This is a genomic window from Methylophaga sp. UBA2689 (assembly GCA_002354555.1).
GTDB lineage: Bacteria > Pseudomonadota > Gammaproteobacteria > Nitrosococcales > Methylophagaceae > Methylophaga.
Window position 1 is genome coordinate 61,307 of the sequence record DELT01000031.1, and the last position, 26,599, is coordinate 87,905.

The 26,599-nt window shown below is 43.8% G+C and carries 26 protein-coding genes; 5 read left to right on the forward strand and 21 right to left on the reverse strand.

Annotation, left to right across the window (positions count from 1 at the left end; all coding sequences use genetic code 11):
• The 8 genes from B3M51_RS03010 to B3M51_RS03045 all read right to left on the reverse strand — a co-directional run.
• Nucleotides 1–342: M24 family metallopeptidase (locus B3M51_RS03010; RefSeq protein ID WP_292756729.1), on the reverse strand; the 342-nt coding region annotated here is incomplete at its 3' end.
• Nucleotides 335–541 carry a ParD-like family protein gene (locus B3M51_RS03015; protein ID WP_292756731.1) on the reverse strand — a complete coding sequence of 69 codons (207 nt, stop codon included), beginning with the start codon at nucleotides 539–541 and terminating at the stop codon, nucleotides 335–337. The genes B3M51_RS03015 and B3M51_RS03010, both read right to left, overlap by 8 nt.
• 129 nt (nucleotides 542–670) lie before the next feature.
• Nucleotides 671–1,363, reverse strand: coding sequence for an NAD(P)H-binding protein (locus tag B3M51_RS03020; protein WP_292756733.1), 693 nt, complete (start codon nucleotides 1,361–1,363; stop codon nucleotides 671–673).
• Between the two features lie 89 nt (nucleotides 1,364–1,452).
• Nucleotides 1,453–2,592 carry an endonuclease/exonuclease/phosphatase family protein gene (locus B3M51_RS03025; RefSeq protein ID WP_292756735.1) on the reverse strand — a complete coding sequence of 380 codons (1,140 nt, stop codon included), beginning with the start codon at nucleotides 2,590–2,592 and terminating at the stop codon, nucleotides 1,453–1,455.
• Nucleotides 2,593–2,738: 146 nt separating this feature from the next.
• Nucleotides 2,739–3,725, reverse strand: coding sequence for a GGDEF domain-containing protein (locus B3M51_RS03030; protein ID WP_292480195.1), 987 nt, complete (start codon nucleotides 3,723–3,725; stop codon nucleotides 2,739–2,741).
• A gap of 480 nt (nucleotides 3,726–4,205) precedes the next feature.
• On the reverse strand, nucleotides 4,206–4,472 hold the full coding sequence (locus B3M51_RS03035; protein ID WP_292480197.1) for a hypothetical protein: 267 nt from the start codon (nucleotides 4,470–4,472) through the stop codon (nucleotides 4,206–4,208).
• Nucleotides 4,473–5,225: 753 nt separating this feature from the next.
• A complete protein-coding gene (locus B3M51_RS03040; protein ID WP_292480198.1) occupies nucleotides 5,226–5,774 on the reverse strand; it encodes a hypothetical protein in 549 nt (182 codons plus the stop codon).
• Between the two features lie 429 nt (nucleotides 5,775–6,203).
• Nucleotides 6,204–6,884 carry a hypothetical protein gene (locus tag B3M51_RS03045; RefSeq protein ID WP_292756738.1) on the reverse strand — a complete coding sequence of 227 codons (681 nt, stop codon included), beginning with the start codon at nucleotides 6,882–6,884 and terminating at the stop codon, nucleotides 6,204–6,206.
• A 203-nt stretch (nucleotides 6,885–7,087) separates the two neighbouring features.
• Between B3M51_RS03045 and B3M51_RS03050 the strand changes: the two genes are divergently transcribed.
• Nucleotides 7,088–7,834 (forward strand): glutaredoxin family protein, encoded by a 747-nt coding sequence (locus B3M51_RS03050; protein ID WP_292480202.1) that lies wholly within the window; start codon nucleotides 7,088–7,090, stop codon nucleotides 7,832–7,834.
• Between the two features lie 165 nt (nucleotides 7,835–7,999).
• Here the strand turns inward: B3M51_RS03050 and B3M51_RS03055 are convergent, their stop codons facing one another.
• The 3 genes from B3M51_RS03055 to B3M51_RS03065 form a co-directional block, all read right to left on the reverse strand.
• Nucleotides 8,000–9,472 carry a hypothetical protein gene (locus tag B3M51_RS03055; RefSeq protein WP_292756740.1) on the reverse strand — a complete coding sequence of 491 codons (1,473 nt, stop codon included), beginning with the start codon at nucleotides 9,470–9,472 and terminating at the stop codon, nucleotides 8,000–8,002.
• Nucleotides 9,473–9,694: 222 nt separating this feature from the next.
• Nucleotides 9,695–10,393 carry a class I SAM-dependent methyltransferase gene (locus B3M51_RS03060; protein ID WP_292756741.1) on the reverse strand — a complete coding sequence of 233 codons (699 nt, stop codon included), beginning with the start codon at nucleotides 10,391–10,393 and terminating at the stop codon, nucleotides 9,695–9,697.
• 37 nt (nucleotides 10,394–10,430) lie between these two features.
• Nucleotides 10,431–11,108: a methyl-accepting chemotaxis protein gene (locus B3M51_RS03065; RefSeq protein ID WP_292480214.1), complete on the reverse strand. Its 678-nt coding sequence runs from the start codon at nucleotides 11,106–11,108 to the stop codon at nucleotides 10,431–10,433.
• A 352-nt stretch (nucleotides 11,109–11,460) separates the two neighbouring features.
• On the opposite strand from B3M51_RS03065, the gene B3M51_RS03070 reads away from it, so the two are divergent.
• Nucleotides 11,461–12,819, forward strand: a complete 1,359-nt coding sequence (locus B3M51_RS03070; protein WP_292756743.1) for an alanine/glycine:cation symporter family protein — start codon at nucleotides 11,461–11,463, stop codon at nucleotides 12,817–12,819.
• Nucleotides 12,820–12,870: 51 nt separating this feature from the next.
• On the opposite strand, the gene B3M51_RS03075 is transcribed toward B3M51_RS03070, so the two are convergent.
• Nucleotides 12,871–13,722, reverse strand: a complete 852-nt coding sequence (locus B3M51_RS03075) for a PA4780 family RIO1-like protein kinase (protein ID WP_292756745.1) — start codon at nucleotides 13,720–13,722, stop codon at nucleotides 12,871–12,873.
• Nucleotides 13,723–13,848: 126 nt separating this feature from the next.
• Nucleotides 13,849–14,190, reverse strand: coding sequence for a Fis family transcriptional regulator (locus B3M51_RS03080; protein WP_292756747.1), 342 nt, complete (start codon nucleotides 14,188–14,190; stop codon nucleotides 13,849–13,851).
• 233 nt (nucleotides 14,191–14,423) lie between these two features.
• Between B3M51_RS03080 and B3M51_RS03085 the strand changes: the two genes are divergently transcribed.
• The gene (locus B3M51_RS03085) at nucleotides 14,424–14,711 is read left to right on the forward strand and encodes a DUF3144 domain-containing protein (RefSeq protein ID WP_292480222.1); all 288 of its coding nucleotides are present in this window, start codon (nucleotides 14,424–14,426) and stop codon (nucleotides 14,709–14,711) included.
• A gap of 121 nt (nucleotides 14,712–14,832) precedes the next feature.
• Here the strand turns inward: B3M51_RS03085 and B3M51_RS03090 are convergent, their stop codons facing one another.
• Nucleotides 14,833–15,708, reverse strand: coding sequence for a helix-turn-helix domain-containing protein (locus tag B3M51_RS03090; protein ID WP_292756749.1), 876 nt, complete (start codon nucleotides 15,706–15,708; stop codon nucleotides 14,833–14,835).
• A gap of 166 nt (nucleotides 15,709–15,874) precedes the next feature.
• Between B3M51_RS03090 and B3M51_RS03095 the strand changes: the two genes are divergently transcribed.
• Both B3M51_RS03095 and B3M51_RS03100 read left to right on the forward strand, forming a co-directional pair.
• The gene (locus tag B3M51_RS03095; RefSeq protein WP_292756751.1) at nucleotides 15,875–17,947 is read left to right on the forward strand and encodes a TonB-dependent receptor; all 2,073 of its coding nucleotides are present in this window, start codon (nucleotides 15,875–15,877) and stop codon (nucleotides 17,945–17,947) included.
• Nucleotides 17,947–19,077: a PepSY-associated TM helix domain-containing protein gene (locus B3M51_RS03100; protein ID WP_292756753.1), complete on the forward strand. Its 1,131-nt coding sequence runs from the start codon at nucleotides 17,947–17,949 to the stop codon at nucleotides 19,075–19,077. Before B3M51_RS03095 ends, B3M51_RS03100 begins: the two co-directional genes overlap by 1 nt.
• Nucleotides 19,078–19,285: 208 nt before the next feature.
• Here B3M51_RS03100 and B3M51_RS03105 read toward each other — a convergent pair whose 3' ends face one another.
• The 7 genes from B3M51_RS03105 to B3M51_RS03140 all read right to left on the reverse strand — a co-directional run bounded on the left by B3M51_RS03105 (nucleotide 19,286) and on the right by B3M51_RS03140 (nucleotide 26,440).
• Nucleotides 19,286–21,133: a lytic transglycosylase domain-containing protein gene (locus tag B3M51_RS03105; RefSeq protein WP_292756755.1), complete on the reverse strand. Its 1,848-nt coding sequence runs from the start codon at nucleotides 21,131–21,133 to the stop codon at nucleotides 19,286–19,288.
• 217 nt (nucleotides 21,134–21,350) lie between these two features.
• Complete coding sequence (locus B3M51_RS03110; RefSeq protein ID WP_292756757.1) at nucleotides 21,351–21,689, reverse strand: thioredoxin family protein; 339 nt, start codon at nucleotides 21,687–21,689, stop codon at nucleotides 21,351–21,353.
• Nucleotides 21,690–21,850: 161 nt separating this feature from the next.
• On the reverse strand, nucleotides 21,851–22,624 hold the full coding sequence (locus B3M51_RS03115; protein WP_292756759.1) for a substrate-binding periplasmic protein: 774 nt from the start codon (nucleotides 22,622–22,624) through the stop codon (nucleotides 21,851–21,853).
• 46 nt (nucleotides 22,625–22,670) lie between these two features.
• Nucleotides 22,671–23,951 (reverse strand): GGDEF domain-containing protein, encoded by a 1,281-nt coding sequence (locus tag B3M51_RS03120; protein ID WP_292756761.1) that lies wholly within the window; start codon nucleotides 23,949–23,951, stop codon nucleotides 22,671–22,673.
• Between the two features lie 696 nt (nucleotides 23,952–24,647).
• A complete protein-coding gene (locus B3M51_RS03130) occupies nucleotides 24,648–24,863 on the reverse strand; it encodes a TIGR02450 family Trp-rich protein (protein ID WP_292756763.1) in 216 nt (71 codons plus the stop codon).
• A gap of 125 nt (nucleotides 24,864–24,988) precedes the next feature.
• Nucleotides 24,989–25,699, reverse strand: a complete 711-nt coding sequence (locus B3M51_RS03135) for a transposase (protein ID WP_292756765.1) — start codon at nucleotides 25,697–25,699, stop codon at nucleotides 24,989–24,991.
• A 105-nt stretch (nucleotides 25,700–25,804) separates the two neighbouring features.
• A complete protein-coding gene (locus B3M51_RS03140) occupies nucleotides 25,805–26,440 on the reverse strand; it encodes a hypothetical protein (protein WP_292756767.1) in 636 nt (211 codons plus the stop codon).
• Between the last annotated feature and the right edge of the window lie 159 nt (nucleotides 26,441–26,599).

Genomic DNA, 26,599 nt, shown 5'->3' on the forward strand with positions numbered 1-26,599 from the left:
ATACATTTTGCTGGAATCAGCGATATAGCCACCTTTCTCCAGCGTGATATCCACATTGATGATATCACCCGACTTCAGTTTGTGATTGTCTGCAGGAACACCATGGCAAACCACATGATTGACCGACGTATTGAGCACATACTGGTAACCATATTGCCCTTTACTTGCAGGGCGGGCACCCAGTTGATCAACAATATATCGTTCAGCCAAATTGTTGATATCCATCGTGGATATGCCAACTGTTACATACTTATCGAGATAGCTGAAAACGGATGCGAGCAGTCTTCCGGCTTCACGCATCACCTGCAATTCGTCGGCGTTTTTGAGTGTTGCCCTAGACACCGACAATTTTCTTTATTTCAACGTCGGCATGTTTCATCTGGGCGCTGATGATTTCCGAGAAAGACATACTCGGGTTAGCCTCGGCCAGCATACCTATTTTTATCCAATACTCAGCCTGAGCATTGATCGAACGGACCATAACCGAGCTGGACTTTCGAATTTCCTCATGCAAATCATCACTTATTTTTACAATACCCATAATAAATCCCGATATACGAAACGTATACAGATCATATATTCTGACTGTTAATGTAGCAACCACGAAATTGAAGGGGTTTCTAAAATAAGGATCGCCTTTGAATGGTCAATCTTTGGCAGGATCGAACCATTACTCAATAATCTGAAGCTGATGCATATCAGCATTCGATAGCACAAAAGATGTACTTTTATTTTCAACATCATAAGCTGCATAAATCATCGCCTCTGCAACGCATTTTGTTGAAATTGGACGCGCAGCTTTGGGAATAAATGAGGATATAGGTGAGAGCAAACTTTCACCCAGTTTCTCAACAAAACGACCATCATCGGGTCGGCCTAAAAGTAGTGAAGGACGAGCAAAAAACACACTTGTTAAACCCAGTGATTGAATATCCCTCTCAACCTCACCTTTGACACGATTATAAAAACTGGCCGAATTCACCTTGGCCCCATGAGCAGTGACAACACCGAGTCGGCAAACATCAGCAGATTTACATGCTCGTGCAAACGCAATCACCAAACCATGATCAATATGGCGAAAGGCCGCTTTACTACCCGCTTTTTTTTGGGTGGTTCCCAATGCAATAAAAGCAACAGATTGTGGCGGAATCAGTTGATTTACCTGTTGTTCCAACTGTGCAAAATTAACAATATGATTGCTTATTTTTGAAGCAATCGCCTCTGGAAAATCAGTTACTACATCTATTTCGCGACGCGAAATTAACATGATATTAATAACATCTTCCCGGCGGCTTAACTGATTGACTAACTGCTTACCTACAGCGCCTGTTGCCCCTAAAACAATTGCTGTTTCACGCATCATCTACCTCTGAAGATTTTGGTATGACTAACTACTATAGCTATCAAATCTGCTGTTACTGAACTTTTCAAGAACGTCTTAAGGTTACTCTTTCATTCACTATTCTTGCCTTTATTTATGGCCTCTTCAGCTTCTTGCTCATCTTCAGCGTCAGACTGAGGCTCTTCGTTTTCGAAGGAAGCATCAGCGTCGTAATCAAGCACGACAAATAACGGAAAGTGATCCGATCCGATATCTGGAAGACGTCGTAGCTCAACGAGAAGGAAATGCTCAGAGGCAAAAGCGTGATCCAATGGATAGCGTAACAGGCGACTTCTGGTGTCAAAAGTATTCATTAACCCCCGACCTACACGCGGATCGAGTAAGCCCCCCGTTCGCTGAAAAAGATGTGTGGTATGGGACCAGGCCACATCATTAAAATCACCAGCGACGATGACCGGTGTCTCCCCAAGCTCCTTAATCTCTTTAGCAACCAACATCAATTCGGCATCCCGCATATCGGAGTCGGCCCGTTCATCATCTCCCTCATTTTCCTCTTCTTCAGGAAGGTCGAGTCCCGGCGGACGGGGATGCACGCCATAGAACGTTATGGGAGTTCCTGAAGGAAGTCTTACTTTGGTGCGAAATGACGGTATTTCTGGCTCAATCAAAAACCGGACTTCTGGCTTTTCCAACTCCAGCTTGGAAAAAAGCAACATGCCGTAATGGTTTTCCTGGGGCTGGTATATTGTGTGGGGATAATCGTCCTCCAAGCCTTTCAGTTTTTCAAACCACCAATGGGTTGGTTCGCTCAATAAAATAAGGTCGGGGTCGTTATCGCGTATGAGTTTCAGGAGCGCTTTAACTTCACGGTTGTCGTAACGTACGTTATAAACCAGCAGCGATATCCGGTTTGAATCATTTTCCTGTCGGCTTTCAGACATTTCATTTCGATAAAGTACAGTGTATGGAGCAATCGCTATAAGCTGCCAGATCAATGACAGGACAACCAACGCAGCAAGCGCATATTCCCATATTCGCATCCGACGCCAAAAACTTAGTGCCACATAGGCGGCTAAAGCCAGCCCTATCAATACTGAAATTTGTACACGGGGAAAATCGAATACTCGTACCCACCATTGATCAGTATGTATGAGGGGGATTGCGGTACTACAAACCAACGCTAACGAAAACAAGGCTAACGCAATGCGGCAAATAAGATTCAGTACTCTTTCTGAAGGTTTTATTGTCATGATAAGAAATGAGTATGTGGTAATAAGATAAGGGGTATCAAGTAAACAAACTTTTAATATTTATATTAAGTTTTTGTCTCAATATTCTTTTCGATAGAGAGAATATTTAATGTCTGGGCGGATTGAGTGAGCTGCTTATTTATCGGTTAACTTTCTGAGTTATCATTTACTACTACTCTGTTTCTACCTGACTCTTTGGCGCTATATAACATGCGATCAACACTTTGAAGCAGACTTGCCTGGGTTTGGTTCAATTGAAACTCTGTCACGCCAATACTGCATGTCAGAGAAATCGCAAGCCCATCCTCATTACAGAAATGGTGCTGTTCAATATCCAATCTGATGCGTTCTGCAAGCTTTTTGGCATCCTCGGTATCTGTCTCTGGCAACAATAAAAGAAATTCTTCACCACCATAGCGTCCTAATACATCCGTGCTTCTGCACGCATTAGACAAAATAGTGGCAGCTTCAATTAAAACCGAGTCACCATAATGATGACCGTGTTGATCATTCACATGTTTGAAATGATCGAGATCCACCATCAATAGACTTAATTTATGTTTATACCGAACTGCTCGATCAGTTTCTATTGCCAGACTATTCATCAGTCCACCACGGTTCAGTACACCAGTAAGTGCATCAGTACGAGCTAACTGTTCAAGCTCCTTAGTGCGATCTAAAACCCGTAATTCAAGTAACTGGTTTGCTTCCAATAACTCATTCTTGGCCTGAAGTAATGCTTCATTTTTGGTTCGAAAATCCTCATTGCTTGGAATAGTTAGCGCGTTTGGCATCAGACGCCAGATCATCAAGGCGGTCAAAATGGACACAAGGCCGGTGACGAATTTTGCGATGCCTTCAATGTAATAATACCCTTGCCAAATATTGATTAATGAAATTAAGTGTGTTACGCCACATAGAAAAATAAAAGCGGCAAACATCATGAATATCCAGTTAAAAGCGAGATCCGTTCTTTTTTTAACGAGATAAACCAATGCCAGAGGAATAACAAAATAAGCAGTTGCGGTTAATACATCGCCCATCACGTGAAGAAACAGGAGATCTGGAAGCCATCTTAAACAGTGCCCATGGGGCATAAAGCTTCCATCCATCAATTTGTCGACAATCTCCATATAAATCTCCGATGATTAAGCGATTTTTAATAACTACCAGCAATGCTCGGTAATGGCCGTAAGTCACCAGAGATACCGTATACATTCTTAAATAACCAAAACAAAACTGAATAGAAATCAGAATATCGTTATTTCCGATAGTACCTAATCTAACATCGTTGTAGAGACAATTGATGTATAAGACCAACTAAAAGACAGATTTATATCTAAATAATTCTCTTATATTTCTGCTGATCGTAAGTGTTAATAATCAAAGGGGCAGGGTTTACAGCTGTTTTTTTTCCAGACTCCATTGGAGGTGTTTTTAGCGATAATCTTGCTAAAGTCAGATGAGGCAGGGTTGTTAACGGATGAAAAAAGCAATATCGGTAATTCGACTGTATAACCATAAATTATCCTTCCCCTTCATACGCATTAAATGTCCTTACAAATACATTTTGTGGAATCAGGAGAAGGATAATTCTGGCTACCACCAGTCTCTTACTTATCGTTTACATTTGCTTTTCTGGCAGGAGATAAGTTTTTGTCAGTGCTATCTTCGTAATCGAAAGTTTTTGGATCATCAGTACCCTGGGTTCTTCCCTGCTCTGAACCTTGAATATAGGTCTTCTGACCTTCTTTATTTTGCTCAGCTTTTCTAGCAGGGGTTAAATTTTTTTGATCATTGTCTACGTTATCGTTAGCAAAAACAGGTGTGATGATAAAAGCTGTAGCGAAAATAGTAGAAAGAAAAATTGTTTTAAACATTTCATTCTCCTTTTTATTTATCGGCATAGTTTGTATTTAATTGTTTTACTCAAAGATGAGCCGAATGCTCCTCCTTGTATTGGTCGTTTCGCAAGCCTTATGCCAAAACACGGGTTATTGATAATTTACCCGTTCAAAAAATCTGTTAAGACTATCAAACCAATATGTTAAGAGAGTTTCAGCTCATTCAATCTGAATTGATAATTGAGGATAATCGGGAAGCCTTCCCGATAAAGAAATGAATTAATTATGAATTTTTCCTGATAAAACAAATACTTAATCCTGTAATTTTTACAAGATCAACTAAATTTTTCAGAGATTTTATTTCACATCAATCAATTTTACGGAACAATTTCATGTAAGGCCTGGAAACTCGATGAAAATGTATTATCCGAAAATCAATCGCTAAAATACACGACGTGGTTGAAAATGTTGGCATTCTCAATCCGGTATGAACCAACAAACTTTCAGATGAGCCATTGCAAACGAGTATACCTGTAACGGATTTTACCCATGAAGAAGAGATGGGTTACAGCACGGTTGAGAACATTCCGTTTCTGCTGGAGGAAGTGTTAGCCTGAAAAGCGACAAAGTCCTAGGCAAGTCTTTGTTATTGAAGAGGGTCGTGTCATTACCAGTCAAAACCTGTCCAGTGCCCACAGCCACTATTAAACAGCTTGGTGTTTGATCAACCCACTAAATTTACAAAAAACGAATGCGCCAAGGCGCATTCGTTTTGTTTAATCTTATTCGTTATTCAGCAAGTGAAATTTCGCTTTGATTTATTTTCAACTCAGATAGCTTTTCCAGAAGCATCTCAATATTTTTCTGTCCAGCCCCTTCGTTCGCTAAACGAAGTCTTTTTATTGCAGCAAAAGCGTCGCTCATTGTTGCAGTGTACGGAGCAATAATTGTCTCTTTAAAAATAACCGAATCATTCGTCGAGTCGACAAGTGAATATTCAACATACGTCGTTACTTCTAGATCAAATCCCATAAAAGGCTGATCAACACTTAACATGTTTACCGTTAGTTTATATCGTCCGTTATCAGATAATAATCCTTGTGTGGACAAGCTTTGTTTAACTGCCGTTGAAAACGCGTCACTACTGATTTCAGAAGTCCACAAGGGATTCGTTTCCTTGCCACCCGAGACCTTAGCAACTTCCACACTTTGCTTTAATCCTTCCGAGTAGTTTTTTTGAGCTCCCTGATACGTCATATTCTCGACTTTAGCGCCCGATGCACAACCTGATAGATAAAGTATGGCCACCAATATCAACGATATTTTTGCTATTTTCATTTTATTTCCATTCCGTTAGTTTTGATAAATACATTTTCATAACAGCTGGCTTATGAGACTTATAAGATCATAACTATCACATCGCTTATCGCAGCCATAAAAAAGATAACCTTATGAAATAAATATCTTTTTATTGCATTTAACAGTAAATAATAAAGGGTAAATAGCCCCAGTCTTCGGCTGAAAACTGGTCAGATATCAAAGAAACATCTATCAAGGGGAGGAAGTGGCACCAACACAACGTTGTGTTTTAAATCATTAATGCGACAAGCCTCATCCCTGTGGCCGCGAATAACAATAACGGAATCGATTAATGGACACAAATTCTTATATCAAGTCGATATAAGAGCGGTGGAAGCGTCCTAAATTTTTCTGACTCTAATTAACTTAAGCTAAATCAAATTGGTGGGCCAATTGCTTGCGCTTGATTCATAAGCGTTTAAACAATCTTGGATTGTTCTGAATGAATTTTCGAATCAGTCGCAACAAAAAAGATGGCTTTGAAGGTTTTTTCAGATATCGATAACCGAGCAGGCTGATGACCAACGCTCCAACGCAATCAACGATCAGATCCAGTATGGCATCAGGAAGACTCCCATCATTCGCAAAAGTGGCCCTTTCCATCGTATGATCAAGAATGTTACCAGCTACGAATTCAAAAATTTCCCATATTGCGCCAATCATAACAGCGAATGAAAAAGCAAAAAATGCGACAAAACCAGGTTTCATGTTAAAGCCGGTGTCTTGATGCAGACTGATCTGATCCGTTTCGTTAAGAATATATACCAACAGAAAGCCAACAATGCCTAACAAAAAGCCGGAGGAAGTATGAAGTACAATATCCCACCACCAGATTTTATTGTAATAATCATGAATTTCACCGAGAAACAATGAGGCGAAAACAAAAATAATAATGGTGAGCTGAAACTCTGCCGGGATTTTGACCTTCAGTTGTTTTGCCAGCAAATTTGGCAATATCGTCAGTAATAAAATACCGCTGACAATAACCCCCGTGAACCACTGGTTTTGCCAGAATGCACCAATGACACCGCCAACCAGAATAATCTGCAACAGAACAGCAAGGTATGTTTTTGAAGAGTTCTCATCCATGGTTTAAAGCCTCTATTTAACCTGATTACATCTTATACATTCAGCTTTTTGAGATCGAGCTCTTTAGTTAACATGATTTATCAGTTCAAATGGATCTAACATCCTGATTTTCCGGGAATACCTTTAAGTTGCAAATGGAACTTCTGCATTCTCCCGGCAACCCAAAATAAAAAACTATTCTCACTTAAAAGGAGATCATCGCAATGCCAACTGATTCAGCAAAACAAGCAACGCTCTATCGTATGGTCATGGACAAGCATATTTGCCCGTTTGGCCTTAAATCTCTGGATCTGCTTAAACGTGAAGGTTATGAGGTAGAAGATAAATGGCTGACCTCACGCGAACAAACCGATGCGTTCAAGGATAAGCATGATGTGGAAACAACACCACAGACGTTTATCAACGAAACCCGGATTGGTGGATATGACGCGTTGCGGCAGCACTTCGGAAAAAAGGTAAAAGCTAAGGATGAAACCAGTTACCAACCCGTATTGGCAGTCTTTGGCGTCGCCGTCCTGTTGGCTCTGGCGATAAGCTGGATGTCGGGCGAAGGTCTGCTGAGCATCCGTACTGCCGAGCTGTTTATCGCCCTTAGTATGAGCATTCTGGCGCTGCTCAAATTACAGGATGTTGAAAGCTTTTCAACTATGTTTCTCAACTACGACCTGTTGGCGCGTCGGGTGGTGCCCTATTCCTATGTGTATCCTTTTGGTGAATTGCTGGCAGGTGTGCTTATGGTGGCTGGAGCAATGCTCTGGTTGGCTATCCCGGTGGCATTATTCATTGGAACGGTCGGCGCGGTATCTGTGCTCAAGGCAGTGTATATAGACAAACGCGAACTCAAATGCGCCTGCGTAGGTGGTGGCAGCAATGTACCACTGGGATTTGTCTCCCTCACCGAAAACCTGATGATGATCGCGATGGGACTGTGGATGTTCAGATATTTCTGAGGAAAAATCAGCAGTATTTAAAAGATACCCCTCCAAAGATATCCCTTTTTATTCACTGTTCCACCCAAGAACTTAGAGAGGTCAAAAATCAAAAGGGTCAGAATCTGACCCTTTTGATCCATATGACATTGGCTCGACAATGAGAGTTAAATCATCTGTCGAATGTTATTTCAAAAGACGTGCTCGGCCTGCCCATAGCCCGAAAAGTCCGAAAGCGAAAAGAGGTAATGCCGCTGGCAATGGCACCGCACTCGGATTCATAAACTTACCTGCAAGTGCTTCTGTGGAGAAAGAGCCATCATTGGCAAACGTCCAGGTGGAGAAGTTTGTGAATTTTCCAGAGAACAGCTCATTATTCGCGATACCGAAGGACATATATATCAGTGCGTCGGTGATATCAAATGACAAAATATTGGACAGTGAAAAGTCATTAAAGAAAACACTATTCTCGCCCAAGCCGCCATCAAAAATGCCGGTACTCAACATGCCTGAAGTTGAAGTAAGCCCATCCACAATCAGCATGTCATCGCCAGCACCAAAAATAACATCACCAATAATCTCGCTGTTACCACTCAGTTTCAAGCTACTATCACCCTGATTGGGCGCAAACTGAATGGCAGTACCTGAACGGCCAACCAAGGTACCGCTATTCTCAATGGTGATCTCTGAAGTGCTCGCTCCATCCGTCCCAATCGCATGGACGCCTTCGATATAGCCTTCGTTTACAATGGTCAGTGGACCTGCTGTGCGCACTTCACCTTGTGTAGGCTCGTACAATGAATCCACATCAATGCCATTGCCGCCAACCAATGGATCACTCGCCGTTCCGGTAGAGACAATTACGCCTGTGGCATGGTTATGCACCTTACCTTCATCAATGTCGATTCCGTCATCGCTACCAAGGATCACACCGTAGTTATTTGCTTCACCGCTGGCGAATTGCACACCGTCTTCATCGTCCGTCGCACCAGCATTTGTCCAGCTCTGCGTTCCAGCATCCCATGAAAGTCCGTTTAGAGAGATGGTGCCGTGATTTTCCAGAGTGAAATCCTCACGCGCTTCAATCACTTCCTCACCACCGAGTAATGTGCCGTGATTGATCACAGTGCCACCCGGTCCGCGGCTCTGAATGGCGCGGCCATCAGTACTTTGAATCAGCCCATAATTGGTGATGTGGGCGTTTTCCAGTTCGGCATCATTGTCTAATCTGACGGCCTGATTTTCCGCAAAGATTTTTCCACTTTCCCGGTTGATCAGAGTGAAATTATCGGCGTCATCCTGAAGACGGATACCCCGGTCACCGCCACGGATAGTGCCGGAATTGTCGATGGTCAGGTTCGCACCATTGCCACGGATCGCATCATCATCGCCGCTTTCAATCAGACCCTGATTGTTCAGCGACTGGTTTGATCCCTCCAATTGCACTGGGCGTCCATTTGCACGGACAATCTGTGCACCGCTTTCAACGGTCACTGACAAGTTATCTCGGTCGTCATTGATATTGCCGCTGTCTACCACGGTGCAAGTCAGCGTTGGTGAATCACCGGTGCCGCCTCCAATGCATGTTGCCGACATTGCTGGCACGTTATACAGAGCCCCCAGCATTGTAGCGAGTACTAATTTATGCGTATTTTTCACGTTACCTCCAAGTCAGATAATGAACATCGGAACTGAAGATAGTGATTTATTGTGACAACTCTATGAATGTTGAAATTAATGTGAACCAGAGCGCTAAAAGAAAATAAAAAATGTGATAAATGGAAAACGGTTAAGCAACTTGATTTTATTTACTCCCAGCCAATGACACAGTGAGTTCTAATCGAATTCCTGTAAAAGAGGATGTTGGTATTTTATTTGTTTTTACGTTTGCAGCTTGGCAAACCAGGCATGAATCAATCCTGCCTGAAAGAATTGCACAGGCAGGTAAAAACCAGCTGATTTAATGATGGATTCGACCGTAGCAGGTGGCAGAATCGCCACATCTTTGGCATAGGCTTCTCTTATCTGGTTTTGTTTGTCAGCAGGAATGCCAGCCCCCGCCATCATTGTCATCCAGGCATGCAATAAGGCTTCATATTTATCCGATCCTAATTCTGAAGCTAAATCGGCACTTGCCAATATCCCACCCGGTTTCAACCTGCGTGCAATTTCACCAAATAGTTCTGTGCGGAGCGGTTGATCCACAATAAACTGGGAAACCAGAAAGCAGGTGGCTGCGTTATAAAGCTGTTTGTTAGGTAAAGAATCAAGATAGCCTTCGTGAAAATAACAACGACTCGTCATCCCCTCTTCTTCAACCCTTTTTCGACAGACAGCAAGCATGGCTCCTGAAGGCTCAACCGCCGTAAACTGCCAATGAGGAAATTTCCTGACAAGATGTATCAACTCTTTACCAGTTCCAGCTCCTACGCAAAGAATGTGAGCATCAACGGCTAACTCTGCAAACACCGATTCCAGCAGAAAATATAAAGCATTATTAATGGGCGACATTCTGGCCCATTGCTGATCGTATCCTGAAGCTTGCTGATCAAAAATTTCCTTAATTTCATCTGGCTGCATGTTATTACTTGCCTTGATGGATAAATTAAATGAGGACTCACTTAAGCAAGGTGTCCAGCTCTTTTGTTAAGCGGGTGATTTCAGTCGTGGCATGACCAGTGTTCTCAGCCAGTTTTTTTACCTCGGCTGCAACAACAGCAAAACCTCGACCTGCATCTCCGGCCCGTGCGGCTTCAATACTGGCATTCAGGCTAAGCAGGCGCAGTGTTTTCAACATATCCAAAATATTTTGGGTTTGTTTGACGATGTCTGAGCTATGGCTCTCGACCTCTTCCATCCTTGATTGACGCTCCAGTTCCTGCAGTTTCCGAGTTTGAATAGTGGTCACCACTCCTTCAAGAAACGCCACTTGCTGATTCTCGTCAAATACCGGGCCGCCCTTTTCATTCACCCAAATGGGGTCACCCATTTTGCATTTTAAGCGGTAGTCCACATCCCAGTTCTTATGATTTTCGATAGCTGCCGCAACGGCATCATCGACAGCCTGTCCATCATCTTCGTGGATGAGGTTTACGTATGAGGTAACTTTGTTGCCTATTAACTCTTGGTGTTTATACCCAGTAAGCTCCTGCACATTGCCGAACATGTTGAGCATTGTGTAGTCATTGTCCATACGGCAACGATACAAAAAGCCGGACATTCGGCTGGAAATACTTTCAAAGATGTTTTGGTCATCTGCAGGAATTACGTTGGGAAAGGCACTAATACTGCTCATGGTCTCTCTTCCTTTGATAGAGATTGATAACGCCCGCCTAAAGCATGCGAGTTATGAGCGTCGCCTTTGACGCGTTTTGTTGCATTTATTCTGATACAGGAATCAATTAGTCAGCCACTCTAAATAGCGTTGCTTGTCATCATCATGAAAAAATTAATCCTCACGTCGATTACCTTGCTGAGTAGTGTGGTGTGGAATTTTTTGGAAATACATGTCGGACTATTTTGGCTATAGCAATAGACTAGAATATTAACTAATTAAAGGGAAGCGTCCTCTGTACTATCAAATGCCTTTTGAATATGGATCGGCAAAGCGCTAGGGTAAAAGCCAGAACCACAATCAGGATAACAACATGGAAGCGCTTTTTACCGCCTTTGCCAATTTTATGTGGGGCCTACCGCTGGTGATATTGCTGGTAGGCGGCGGACTGTTTTTTGTGGTGTATTCGGGCGGCCTGCCCTATCGCCATTTCAGGCATGCCTTACAAATTCTGACGGGACGCTTTGATCGCGAAGGAGATGAAGGCGATATACCCCATACTCAGGCACTGAGCACCGCCCTGTCCGGGACGCTGGGATTGGGCAATATTGCCGGTGTAGCGCTGGCAATTACTATGGGCGGCCCGGGTGCCATCTTTTGGATGTGGATGACAGCAGTCATCGGTGTCGCCACTAAGTTTTATACCTGCTCACTGAGTGTGATGTTTCGCGGCAAAGACAGTGAGGGCAAGCTTCAGGGTGGCCCCATGTATGTCGTACGCGAAGGTCTCGGCAAACGCTGGTGGCCCCTGGCAATACTATTTGCAGTCGCCGGGCTGATGGGCACTATGCCCGCTTTTCAGGTCAACCAGTTGGTGCAAATTTTGCGTGAAGTGGTGGCTGAACCCGCCGGCTGGGCCACGTCACAAAGCCATTTCACCTTTGATTTGGTCATGGGTCTGCTGATCGCCGCGCTGGTATTGCTGGTGACGACAGGACATATCCAACGCGTTGGCCGCGTCACATTGCGGATGGTTCCGATTATGGTATTGCTTTATTTAGGGATGACCGCCCTGCTGTTGATTCGCTTTGCCAGTGAGATTCCGGCTGCCTTTCAGTTGATTATTACCGATGCTTTTTCCGGTGACGCCGTCGCGGGGGGTGCCATTGGCACTGTCATCCTGATGGGTGTGCGACGCGGTGCTTTTTCCAACGAAGCCGGCATCGGTACTGAGGCAATGGCCCACGGTGCAGCACGCACCAATGAACCGATTCGTGAAGGACTGGTGGCCATGATGGGGCCGGTGATTGATACCCTTCTGGTGTGCACCTGTACCGCCCTGGCCATTCTGGTAACAGGCAGCTGGCAAGTTGATGGTGACATTGATGGCGTGACCCTGACATCACAAGCATTTGAAACTGCTTTCCCCGGTATCGGTGCCTATCTGCTGACCGTGGTCGTGGCGTTGTTGTCGCTGAGCACCATTTTTACCTTCTGGTATTACGGCAGCAAGTGCCTGGGCTTTTTAATTGGGGCACGGCATCAGCACCATTACGTCTGGATTTACGCTGCATTGGTGGTCTTTGGTAGCGTGACCAGTCTGACGGCCATCATCGGACTGATCGACGGACTATATGCGACTATGGCTATACCAACCATGATTTCCGCACTGCTGCTCGCCCCCAAGGTCAACCAAGCGGCGCGAGACTATTTTCAGCGGCATGGGAAATAGTCAGGGGAGCAGCCAACTTGATTTTTTTCTAAGATTAATAAGGTATAGCCTTTAGTCATCCTTATCACGTAACCACAATTGCCTTTCTTGTTCTTCTTCCAGGATCGCTTTGATCTCAAGCATCACCCCATCCACATCAGCGGCTTGGGTGTCTTCTTCAAATTGGCCAGTGAGTTCAGTATCAGGCAGCAAGTCACCAATTTCGAATAAAGACCATATTTCTTTTTCAAAACGTGTTTTACGTAATTCTGGGGCGAATTGAGCGTAGTAACGCGTCATATTTTGTACATCACGAGTTAACATGGCTTGTGCATTATTATTCGCCACCGCATTCACCGCTTGGGGCAGATCGATAATCACCGGACCATGCGCATCGACCAGCACATTAAACTCTGATAAATCGCCATGAACTAAGCCTGCACAGAGCATTTTCTTCACCGAATGCATGACCATCATATGATCTTCGATGGCTTGCTCGGCAGACATGGAGACATCATTGAGGCGTGGTGCGACATCACCTTCCTCATCAGTAATCAACTCCATCAATAACACGCCATTCATGCAATCATAGGGTTGAGGCACTCTCACACCGGCACTGGCAAGCAAATACAGGGCATCGACTTCGGCATTTTGCCAGGTTTCTTCCTGCTGCTGACGACCAAATTTAGAACCTTTTTCCATCGCCCGGCCCCGGCGACTATTCCGTACTTTTCGTCCTTCCTGGTATTGAACGGCTTTTTTAAAGCTACGCTTGACGGCGTCTTTATAGACCTTGGCACAGCGTATTTCATCACCACATCTCACGACATAGACATCGGCTTCTTTGCCGCTCATTAAGCGACTAATCACCTCATCCACAAGGCCATCATCAACAAGCGGCTGAATTTGTTTTGGTATTTTCATTATTCGGTTTTTATCGCTCAAACGTATCCAGTAAAAGATACCGTGCAGTATAAACTACAGTTGCTTATTTAAAGTGACGCTAGCCAGTTTGGGTATTAGATTGGAGTCAGAGTCGATTGCTATTGGTTAACCTAATCTGAGTGCCCAATTACCATTGTGATGTTGATTACAGTTCTCTTCAGAATCGTATGCGATATGATCACCAAGACGTTTGAACTCGATATCCATCGTTTTAAATTCAGCTTGAATAAGGGATATCAATGCTTGGCCTTCATCTGATTGCAGGTAATTTTTCAAGTTCTCATTTGTATCAAATACACAAACTACCATTAAGCTATTTGGATAATCGTCATAGTTCACCAAGTGCGTTAACCACTGAAAACCAGCGATATCTTTTAATGCCTGTTCACATACATCGGTCAATTTTAGCCGAAGTTCGTTATCAATCTTTTTATCTGTTTTACGCATAATTCATATTCGGTCTAATGATTTAATAAAGGACACTTAAGGAGGACAGCTCGAATTAACTGATGAGTTCTAATCAAAAAAAACTGTAGCATTTAACTGGCTATGGTGAACCTAAAACGGCATAGGTTTTCTATCTGATATTATATGTTGCGTTCAATCAGCTTATATAGCCAATAAAACCTCATCCTGAAGGCTATCAAATTTCAAATCAATAATACTAAGAGAGAGAAAGAATGAGTGAAAATTCACCAGCAAAAACATTTCAACAACGTGCCGATGAATTCATCGCCGTTGCAAATCAGCAAGCAGCAGAAAGTACTGTAGACGAGGTCAATACGTCAATACTCTATTCAACCGCTCGATTTAATGCTTTCAGCGTCGCCCGTTCTGTTGAAAGTGCAGAGATTCTGCAGGCCGAAAAACAAGCCGCCATTGAATTTTTCACCCAACGTTACGCAGAAATGCTCAATCAAAATCTTGAAGAATATATTGCCCGATTCGATAGCTATAGACAGAAATAATTAAATAATAAAGTTGCTAAGACACAAAGCCCTGTTCTCTGTAAACAGGGCTTTGTGTATTGATGGACCTCAGAATGTGATCACTAGAAGTGGAGAGGATCTTTTAAAAATACTTTAGGTTCTACAGCCTGTTCTTACGCCACTCACTGGGAGTTTTACCGGTTAACTTGCGAAAAGCAGCTGAAAATTTACTGGGATTACTATAACCAACGCTAAAGGCGATCTCAGTAATAGGTATGGCTGTCATCAACAGATCCTGTGCATAGTCCATACGTTTCTGAGTCAAATAGGCATAGGGAGCACAGCCTAAGGCTGCCTTAAATGCGCCGGAAAATGTTCTAACATCCATCCCAACATGGCGTGCCAACTCGGCCACACTCACATCGCTAGCTAGGCGACTCTCGATTAGATCCAGTGTTGTATGTAAGGCAATACCCGATAGTGGATCGGGAGATCGCACCGTCGTGGTTATAGAGCTATGGTATTCGGCAAGTCGCCTCAATAGAACGCCGATACCTTCATCGAAAAAAGCCGAAGACATGCCATGAAATTCGCAATCACGCCACAATGCAGTCAATACAGATGTAAGCAAAGGATCACGATGTATTGTCGATGCAGCAGGAATAAGTCGATCGATTGAGAATGGATCACCCGCTTGATCATGATAGGCAGACAAATCTATAGCCAGGCCCAGCATTTCCGTTTTTGACCAGTACCCCTCGGCCTGGGTTTCAGGTAAGGCGATGGCCACCGACCCTGGTCTAAGCACACCCTCCAGATTAGGTCCTATGCCACGTCGGCTCATACGACCAACATAAGCTGTACAAAGATTAATCATTAAATGTGGGGCTGACCTGTATTCACCTTCGCTTGCTTCAAAGCGCGCATGAGCAAGTCTTGCATTACCATCTGGGTGAAAAATAACAAGTTTCGATGTAATTCCTGGCTGAGATAATCGCTGATGAAAATCTTGCTCATCCTGTTTTAAATTCCCCATTGCCCCACCTCACCATTCACATCTTATTGGTACTTCTGGATTAATTAGTTCCGAAATGGAGTAGCAGCCGCCATTTTGGATATGTATAAACATCGTAATGATAATCAATCTCAATTACGGTAGCAATGCATAACTATCGTTTTAGTCACTCTAAAAAGGAGCTGTAATGCGTAAATTTTGGTATGCGGGGTATTCGTTGCCCCTTTTGGTGAATGTCGCTCTATATCCTATGGCTGCTTATAGCGAAGAAATAACTTCAAAATCACCTTCTACGAACATTACTCAACTTGATAAATTTGTGGTGACAACGGAAATGATCGAACGACCGCTAAGCGAATCTGGCCACAGCACGGCCATTTATTCTGAAGATAAGTTGCAGAATCAGGCTGGCTTAGTCACGTTACGAGATGTGCTTGACGTTACTCCGAATGTATCAATGGTGACTGGGACAGGTAAAGCCCCAACGATTCGAGGAGTTGACGGCACCGGTCCGGCTGAAAATGCTATTGCCTTTTTTGCCGGAAGCCGTTCAAGGTTGAGCTGGCAAATTGATGGTCGCCCAGCCAGTTATAATGAAATCGCCTTTTCTGATATGAGCTTATTCGATGTAGAACGTATAGAGATCTTACGAGGTCCTCAAAGCACACTGGTTGGACGTAACGCTATTGCTGGCACAATGGTGGTTAAAACCAAGGATCCGTTATTTGATGTGAAAGCGGCAGCTCAATACGCTTTTGGCAATGATCATCAACGGCGAAGATCTGCCATGTTGAATATTCCTGTTTTGGACGATGTACTCGCTTTTCGACTGGTCGCTGATGGATATGAACGCGAAAGTGCAGTGAATTATCAGTCCTACCCAGGGGTAAGCGATCCGGGTCAGATGGATGCCCTTTCACTAAGAGCAAAAATGCTGTTTCAACCAACAAAAGATCCGGATGCACGCTTATTACTAACGGCAGCACATTCCGATTTTGAAGGCCCTAACGGTGAAATTATTGCCAGACCGTTTGATGAGCTCGTATCCAACTTTCCCCAACAACCGGTACATCAACCAAGAACAACAAGTCTCGTGGCTGACATGTCTATGCCATTAAGCGATAATTTTGACCTTGAGTTAATCAGTTCCTATACCGATTTAACCTTTCTCCGCAAGGCTGTTCCCAACACAACAAATGCCCGTATCGAAACAAGCGAATATGTAATTGAACCTCGTTTACGCTACCAAGCTGATAATGGTCTGAAAGGTGTAGTCGGTCTATATTTTTACCGTGCTCGTCAAGATGAGTTTATTGAACTGGGTAATTCGACTTTCGATGATGAGACAGACACCTTCGCGACTTACACTGAAGGCGTGATTCCTTTGAGTGAGAATATCGACTTATCACTCGGTTTTCGTTACGAGAGAGAAGAACGTCAGCGCGTTGGTGGTGATGCCACCGGAATGTTGATACAGGTTGCATCTGATGAAACCTATGAAGCCTTTATGCCCAAATTCGGTATTAATTGGCGACCGAGCGACAATACCAGTTTTGGCGCTATGGTATCCAGAGGCTACAACGCTGGTGGTAGCGGTGTCACTCTGGCCGCTTTTCCCGTCGTGAATTTTGACTATGACGCTGAATATGTCTGGACCTATGAACTTTATGGACGCCAGGAATTTTCTGAAGGCCGCATAAGTGCTACACAGAACATCTTTTTTTCTGAGTACGATGACATGCAACTGCCTTTTGATCTGACTCCAGATAACTCCCAGGACGAAGCCTTTATTGTTCGCAATGCCGACCGCGTGAAAACCTGGGGGGCCGAACTAGGGCTGAATGTGGCCGTTACCGAAAAGCTAGACTGGTTTGGCAACGTCGGTTTGCTTGAAACAGAAATTACCAAATTTTCTGATTCTGGAGTCGAAGGAAACGACTTACAGACAGCACCTAACGTAACCGCAAACAGTGGTCTGACATGGAAAAATAAAGACTTTAGTGCCAGCACCGTTGCACGCTATTCGGATGCTTACTACTCAGATGTTAACAATCGACCACGAGGTAAAACCGATCCCTATGTAGTGGTCGATGCTCAGCTTTCGTGGCAATTTAAACACCTGCGCGTTTTCGGTACCGTCAAAAATATTTTTGATAACGACAAGCCGGTGGCCCGTTCCGCCAACAGCAATCCTGCCCTGGAAACAGAAGTTCAGCTTCAGTCAAGGCTATTTATGGTTGGATTGCAACTGGACTACTGATGAATATGCGTAAATTAATTGCCTGGTTACACCGCTGGCTAGGAGCTGTTTCGTCACTGTTTATTTTATTGATCGCTTTATCAGGCACGATGTTGGCGTTTATGGGAGAGCTATTTCTGCTGCAACATGGAGAGATTCTGCATGCATCTCCACCATCATCAAAGTCAGAATATGCCACCGTGGAAACCTTGATTGATTCAGCCACCGATGGCTACGGCAGTGCCTTTAAGACTATGGGCGTACTGATGCCACAAACTCGAATCGATAAAGTGGAGACAGCCATCGTATTTGGCCTGCCGGCAGGAACTGATTCTGTAGATCAACTGCTTATGCTCAGTGTCGATCCTTGGACAGCGGCATATAAAGGCGATTTTTTGCTTCGACACACCTTTGGTCATGAATTGGTTGAATTTCATCACTCTCTACTGCTGGGAGAGGCCGGTATTGTCTTTGTTTGTGTGATAGCACTGCTGTTGATTGTCATGTGCCTTTCTGGTCTCTATATGTGGTGGCCCAGACAAGGCAGTGTCTGGCGTAAGGCGTCGACAATATCATTTCGGGGTAACCTGAAACGCATAGTGCTTTCTCTGCATGGACTTGTCGGGGTTTGGCTGTCGCTGTTGATTCTATTTTTTTCCATTAGTGGAATTGCAACGGCCAAACCCGGCTGGTTTGAGCCACTGCTTGTAGCACCAACACATGAACCACCGACAACAAGCGAGTTTGAACAGACATGTGATGGTATTATCAATGTGGGTCAAGCCCAGTCCTCCGGTGAAAGTGTGTTTCCTGAGCGTAGTCTGGCTTTTTTCTTTCTACCAAACCGTGAAAACGGACCATATCTGCTGACCTACAGAGAAATGGGAGATGGCAATAAGCTTGAAGGCGATGGCAGAGTTTTTGTCCATGCTTCCTGTAAAGACGTCGTGCATGTAGAGGATTTGCATTTGTCCGAAACACCGACACAACTGGCAAATATGATGTTATCCCTGCATGGTGGCTATAGTTTCGGAAAAACGTTCGGTGATATCCTTGTTCTGTTATGTGGAATTGGACTAATAGGACTCGCCGGTAGCGGTTTATACCTCTTCTTGACAGGATTCTTTCGCTCTAATCAGCAAAATAGCTGAATAATAGAGTTCGCTTAATTGATCAGAGCATAAGACAGTTCTGGTAGCAAACTTTCTATACATTGTGTGGGATGAACAGAGAGTCTTGCCATCTCGTTACAACCTTATAGCGATAAGACTTTAGTAACATTATTTTACGGAATCAAACTAAATCAAGTTTGCTGTAACTGACTGGAGTTTGTTGACCACTATCGAGGCTATCTGTTCATTAACCACCGACTGCGTAGCAGCTTGAGATATCAGGCCATTGTTCGGCCTTAATGGTCGTATAGTGGTTCCAGAACGCATTGTCGATGGATTGCAAGCTCGCGGCGGTGTCTTCGCGACGGTATCGTGACAAATGTCCCGGACCACCGTTATAAGCGGCATAGGTTGCCTTGACCAAATTGTCTTCACCGCCAGGCTGTTCGTGCTCGCCTTTTCGCATCGCATAATCAATCATGTAATGGGTCAGAATGTCGATACCGGCGTTCACATTGTAGTCGACCTCATCAACGAGGCGGTCAAGATCGTAGACATTGCGCCAGACCCGACCGTTGATCTGCATCATACCCACCGCGCCACCAGCTGAACGCAATACTTGAGGTCCGTCACTTGAACGAACAAGGTGGCGCCAGCACGATTCTTTCCATGCTGTAGCACGAACCAGGGGATCGAGTCGCTCTGCCATCATATCCGGAATGTCATCATTTTTTGCCAGCCAGGCACTGGCCTGTTCTTGCAGTAAGCTGTCGACCAGCTCGAGGTAGTTATATAGATTATCCTTTCGCGGGACTAATCCTTTTAAAGCCTCAGCCGGTGGAATACTTTCGGCATGAGCGACCGACAACAGCCAAGCCCCTACCCGGCCAAAACCACTGGAGATTTGTCCCGTCAATTCTGCTGGTCTAAATACGGCTTCGTCTTTGGCATTAAATCCAAACAAATCACGAAACTCTGGATCGACCTCCAAGGGCAACGGTGTAAAACTAGGAGGCGCCGATTCGGCGAGCAGCAAGCGGGCAAGCCGGCGCAGCCCGTCACGGGTGATTTCAAAACCATACTCAGGCCCGAGGGCGTCGAGCGCTCGCAACGCGTCACCACCCGCTATAAACGTAGCAAGCCTGAAATCAGCATCCAGACCCGGGGTCTTCAGACGTTCAAGTTCGCTCATCAATGGCCGCAAGTTATCCCATGTCGACAGGAAAAGCTCTCGAACCGGATCATATTCGGGATCATCGACCGTCAGCGCCTCAGCAATCGCGTGTCGCGCGTCCAGCAGCACGGCGAGTAATTCAAGACGTAAGGCACGGGACTCCGTCGAGTAGGCAAGCGCCGAAATAATGGTGGTCAGAAAACCGTCTAACTCATCTTCAAGCGTTTGCCATTGAGCTATTTCATTTTCGTCAAAACTTGGCTCAGGCGCTTGATCGTCCGGTTCAGGAGCACGAACCTGGAAAGCCAACCAGGCCCTGACGCCTGTTTCTTCAGTTTGGAGGCGGGTAATATGGGTTCGGCGAATCAGGGATTGCTCATCAATCTGATCACTCCCTTGCCCCATCATCTGCTCGATCAATCCATCAAGGCTGTTCAGTGGCCCAGCCAGATCAATTTGCACGCTCTTCATGCGCGGCAGCACCAGCGTATCGGCAATAAGCTGAACGGGTTTACTCAAAAGACCGGGACTACTATCTGGGCGCGACAAAATGATCGAATCAGGCACAAATTCTATAGCCTGTCCTGAAGCCATAACCTGAGGAGTCAGTTTCAACGCAAGACGGCCCTGCCAAGGTTTCGGCCCCCGGCAGGCACCGAGCACGTAGGCACCGGTGGTGGCGGTCAATGCCATGCCTACAGATAGCTGAGCATCCTCGGTCACCACCATCATATCGGACAACTCAACCCGGTTGCATGGGTCGTTGCTAATGGTACTCTGACCATTCTCATCGAATTCAAGGGCGCGACTGATCGCAGTCTGCAGATGAGCGGTTTCAGCCAGCAAAGGGATTTCAACTTCGCCCGCAGACAGTGCGTTCGAACTGTACAAGACGAAAAGCAGCCATCCAATATGTTTCATTCGATGTTCCAATGGTTAAAGCGAGATGATTTAGGGTCAGGGCCCGATCCAGATGCTGACCTGTAATATTATGCAGGTCTTTTTAGATAAGTGTTATGAAATCCTGCGGTCGAACATATCTAGGTTGAGTGCCTCGTTGAGCAGTGGTCTTACATCAGAGTTTAAACCAAGCTCTTCGCCATCTCGCGGCGCTTCAATTCGGTTACAAGACTAACGCTTAGTTAATTTTAGAAATTAATTGACGAACCTCGTCAGAACGTAATGGCCTCACGAGACGAGCCACTTCCTTACCATCGTGCAGCAGTATCAAGGTCGGCCAAAGCTTTACCTTGAACATACGCCCAAGTCGTTTGCCCTTTCCGTCATAGATTTTGATATGACGCAGTTCTGAATATTCAGATACGACTTCGTTTATCGCCGAACTTGCCGCCTGACAGTGACCACACCAGGGCGCACCAAACTCAAGTAAAACGTCACCGGAGGACTCGCTAATTTGTTCAAAGGTAAATGCTTCTTCTGCGTAATCAGAGTTAGAAGCAATATCACTGGTTTTCATCCCTTATAATCCCCAATGTAAATTACAAGAATAATTAAAAGGGTCAGAGTCTGAATAATCTTTTATTACATAAATTTAATCATGTTAAATCTAGTACCCTGTTCCCTTGATTTTAGAGCCTGTGGACTCGGATTCTGCCCCACATATAGTCACAAAGTTTTTCAGCGTGAATTTGTGGTACTTATGTTATCGAATGTGACGTTATATTTATTGAGAAGCATTTTTTCTTTTTCCCCCTTCAACGACAAACGTCCCTCATTCCAGATTTTTATCAGTTCCTGTCTTTTTGCAGCAGGAATTTTTTTGGAGAAGATCGGTATTTCAACTAATTTTTTTTCTAGACCGGGACGTACGATCTCAAGATCATCACCCAAGTTCAACCGATTTAAAACATGCTGAAGGACGAGTTCGTTATCCACATACAAATCGACTCTATTTTCTTTAATCATAAGAAAGATCCGGTCAACCACATCATCGTATCCCGCGATCACTTCAATTAATTCCGAGTTTTTTGGGTCATCGATATAATTTTGATAATCGACGCTCATCGAGCTGTAATCCCAGCCCGGTCCAGTTGCGATACGTTTCCCCTTTATGGATTCAATACCATTATAGCGCCAGGGATCATCGCGCCTGACGACAAAGGCTGATGAGTATGCAAATGTTTTTTCGCTGGCATAAACGAAGCCCTTTGTTGAATTTTTTGAAAACAGGTATTCCGGCAACATATCGCAAAGCCCTTCTGCCACCATATCCAGCCCTCTTGCCAGAGGAACTTCATAATAGGTCAGTTTATAGCCTTTTGATGTGTATATTTGGTGCAGCATATCGATAACGACGCCACGCGCAGGAGACGCTTCTGATGGAAATATTGTCATCGGTGCCCATTGGTCGTAGCAAACTTTTAATGTTTTAGCATGACTCAGATTGAACATACTGGTTGCTAGCAAAAAAAGTATAAGGAACACGGGGCTATTTATTTTACGTTTCGACACGGTCACGACCCTTAATTTTCGCACTATAGAGTTTCAAATCGGCGCGTTTAAATAACGCATCAATTGACTGGTCTTTTAGCTCGGATGACTCAACACCCAGGCTCACAGTGTAGGTGATGGTTTTACCATCAATCTCTAAAATCGAATTGCCAATGATCTTTCGTATTTTATCGGCAAGCCGGGAGGCGTCATCCATACCTGTATCAGGAAGAAATATTGCAAATTCTTCGCCCCCCACTCTCCCAACAAGATCAGACTTTCTCAATAATGTTTGAATTGTATGTATGAAGTGAATGAGTACTTGGTCGCCAATGAAATGACCATATGTATCGTTGACCATTTTAAAGTGATCTAAATCCATCAAAACGAAGGATGCCGGGGATTTTTGGCGCTGGCAAAGAATGAGTAGATGCTGCGCAGTTTCAAAGAAACTTCCGCGATTTAATGCGCCTGTCAAAGAATCTCTTGTCGCTAATTCTTTAAGTTTTTCATTCGAGATTTGTAATGCTTCTGTACGTTTTGCGACGGCATCCTCTAGCCACTTTCGCTTGGCTTGTTCGTCTTCCAATAATTGTTCCCTACTCATCTCCATGGCAGATAACATCTTATTGATATGATCCTGAAGCTGACTGAGTTCATTATTCTCAATGTTAGAAAGGTCAATTCGTTTACTTATGTTTTGATCTAATTGAACCTCATTCACTTGAGACATCAATTCTTTTAAGGGAATTGCCAAATAACGATCAAAGGCCCAAATAAACAGCCAAAACAAAATTGATAATTTTATGATTGCCGAAATTGCAATCAAAGAAAAACCGAATAAAACGCGATCGAAAACAACTTCTGAAGACGAATAAAGTATAAGCGAACCAAGCAGTATCTGTTTCTCATTAAGCACCCAATATAATTCTGATTCTGTATCGAAAACTGACAAAGGGGCTGAGGTCGGTGTGAAAGATCTTTTAGAAATAATATTTTTGCCATTTTTGTCTAAAACATCGACACCTTCAATAATTGGCATCTTAACAAGTCCTGCGACTAGAGCATCTAGCTGAGTCTGATTGTATTGCCACAAACTAGTCGAAACAGAACCTCGAACGGTTTCGTCCAACTGCTTCAATTCATTTAAGATTGAATCCTGAGTTTGTAAATATTCGGTCAAGAACTGCGCGCCTGTGATTAAGCATGTTACGCCCAAATAAATAGAAAAAATAACGCGCATCATTTTTTGGGATAGATTGTTGGGACGCAGAAATTTTAAAAACATTAAAAACGCCCCTACCCAAAAAGCTTTTCATCATAAATTACTCCGGCGCTTAATGGAATGAACTTCGAGGGAGGGGAATCTTGAAAAACGGGAAAGATTCATATCGCAGCCAATGCGTCTAAAAAGTCCGGCACCAGACCAGCATAGTTTTGCTTGCATTCATCAAAAAAAGATAGGGAATGTAGTTAAGTCGGATTCGCAGGCCAAAGCTCAGCCATTACGATTGACCACCACCCGACATACCACGCAAACTGTCAGTCAAAGGCCTTCAACGGAGAACACTAATCCAATGCCAGCAAATGTGAAAACCCGGATTATGTTCCATTCCAAACGCCTCAACATATATCTGGTTCGATATCCTGAGGGTCACAAGGTGTTGCCCCACGTCGACATGATTTCTGAGGGCCGGCTCTACAAACTCAATTGCGTTCTGATTAAGCCCAAAACAGGTGGCGAGTTTATCTGCGACAAGAACATTTTTAACCTGTTCGGACGACTCTACCTGTTTCGTCCGGATCTCTACCAACACCAGGTTTCGAAGATCTTACACGGGAATCGATGGTTACTGAGTTTTGCGCTGATGAAACCACCTAAAAACATTGGAACAAAGAAGCGTTCGAGTAGATAAAAACAGGGCTAAATCAAGTTGGCTACCCCTTGATTTAGAGTCTGATCTTTTTGATTAACTGCCAATAGCTATTTCCAACCCTGAATCCATTTACCTTGATTTTTTAATTCAGTCCAGTCAATTGAATAGAGCTTCTTAGAAATAATTGCTTCCAATTTGCATGAGATAACCGAGCCATCTTCATCAAACTCGATGTCTGATACCAGGAAATGCTTTTCTCGATTTATCGGATTCACCGCTGTCCATTTACTGTTATGTAGTTTAGCTGGGTTAATTCGATTCATAGCAATGCCTGATGATATTGTCTTATTCAAGATTAACATGACACGATCGTAGATAAGCCCACATCCTAAATACTATCTGAGCCTTTTCAGCAGGCATTAAAATATCGATTATAAGAGTCAAGGGGTCAGCCAACTTGATTTTGATATTTCGCACTTTTCCTATCCCCTCCGTGAGTTGTTAACGTCGCTGGTCTTCCAGTTTGTTTGCAAACCCAAAGTTGAAAGTTTTCATTGCCCAGTGCCTCCCCTCGAAGAGGGGCATCAGTAATTTTTTGATTCTCTTTCCCTAACGCCATTTTGTCCATCATTAATTTATATCGGGTAGCTCTTTCTTCTTTGGTAGCTGCCAACTCAAGATAAAGTGGATGCTCTGTTATAAACTGATCTTTTTCGCCAATTGCATTGTGATGGTAACTGGACCAAGGATATTCGTGGATTTCTTTTACCATTTCGGCTTTTACAGGATTCATTTCAATGTAGTTGTATAGCCTAAAAAGATAACTATCACTGTCTATGAGACAGGATTTGAAACGGCCCTCCCAAATAGTGCCAGTGCGTTTTCGGCCGGCATTAAAATATCTGACATAACGATTCGTCATCGACTGCATAAATACAGCAAGTTCGTGTTTATCTTTCGGAGTAAGAAGTAAGTGCAGGTGATTTGTCATGATGACATAGGCGTGAAGATGGCAGTCGGCTTTAACCAGTGACTCTCCAATATCATTGAGAATACGAACCATATCTTCTTCACTTTCAAATATGTTTTGACGGTTATTACCCCGATGCATGATATGCAGAGGCTGATCGGGTAGTACCAATCGGGGAAGTCTTTCCATGTCGTTACATCCTTGTAGCGATAAGATTTTGGTTACTTTATAACTTCAGTTTACGAAATCAAACCAAATCAAGTTGGCTGACCCCTTGATTTTTCCTTGACCCGCTCAACACAAATGAGATCTACCGTTACTAACTGTTACACCCGCATTATTCAAACCGGGCATGATCATGAATTGTGCCGAAAGACCAACGAATGTGGACTCTTGCTTAACACATGTTGCTGGAGCCCTTAAAGCTAATTTTGTGTCACTCATTCCGGCTGCCATTTCAGAGTTCTGATAAAAAAACGCATCCTTATCTGAATCTTTAGGAAAGCTTTGTTGATGTACTTTTCCCGCTGCAAGCAGTTCCTTGTTGATTAATTTGATGTCGTTCAGAATCGCTTCATGATAATTTTTTTGACTTTGAATTGTGAGGTTGATTTGTGAAATGCGGCCATCAGAATGAGTGATAGTAAGTTCGACCTTTTCCCCTTTCCCCTTGCATTTTCTATACACTTCTGCATAGTTCTTCTGGTTAAATTGAAAGCCGCCTTGCTCAACTCTACAACTAAATTGCAAAGGATGCTGGGAGATCAAGCTGTCTAGCTCTGAGGGGGTGGTATTCAATGATATCCCCATGATAGAGAAGTTTTCAATTTTATCTTTTACAAGAATGTCTTGTGCAATTCCCTGGCGTGAAAGCAAAGCAGCTAAAAATATAGTGATAAATGAAAGTGATTTTCTAATTATTGTATACATACGATCCCCCCTTAGTTAGTCAGATTTGTTTAATGATATTGAAGAAAAAATCCATATCCCCTATGCCGAATTAACACATTCAAGAGCAATAATTTGGGTCAGAGTAAAAACTCCCTTTGTTACTGCCCCAGGGCTTCAAATTTTAGATATTTTTACTCT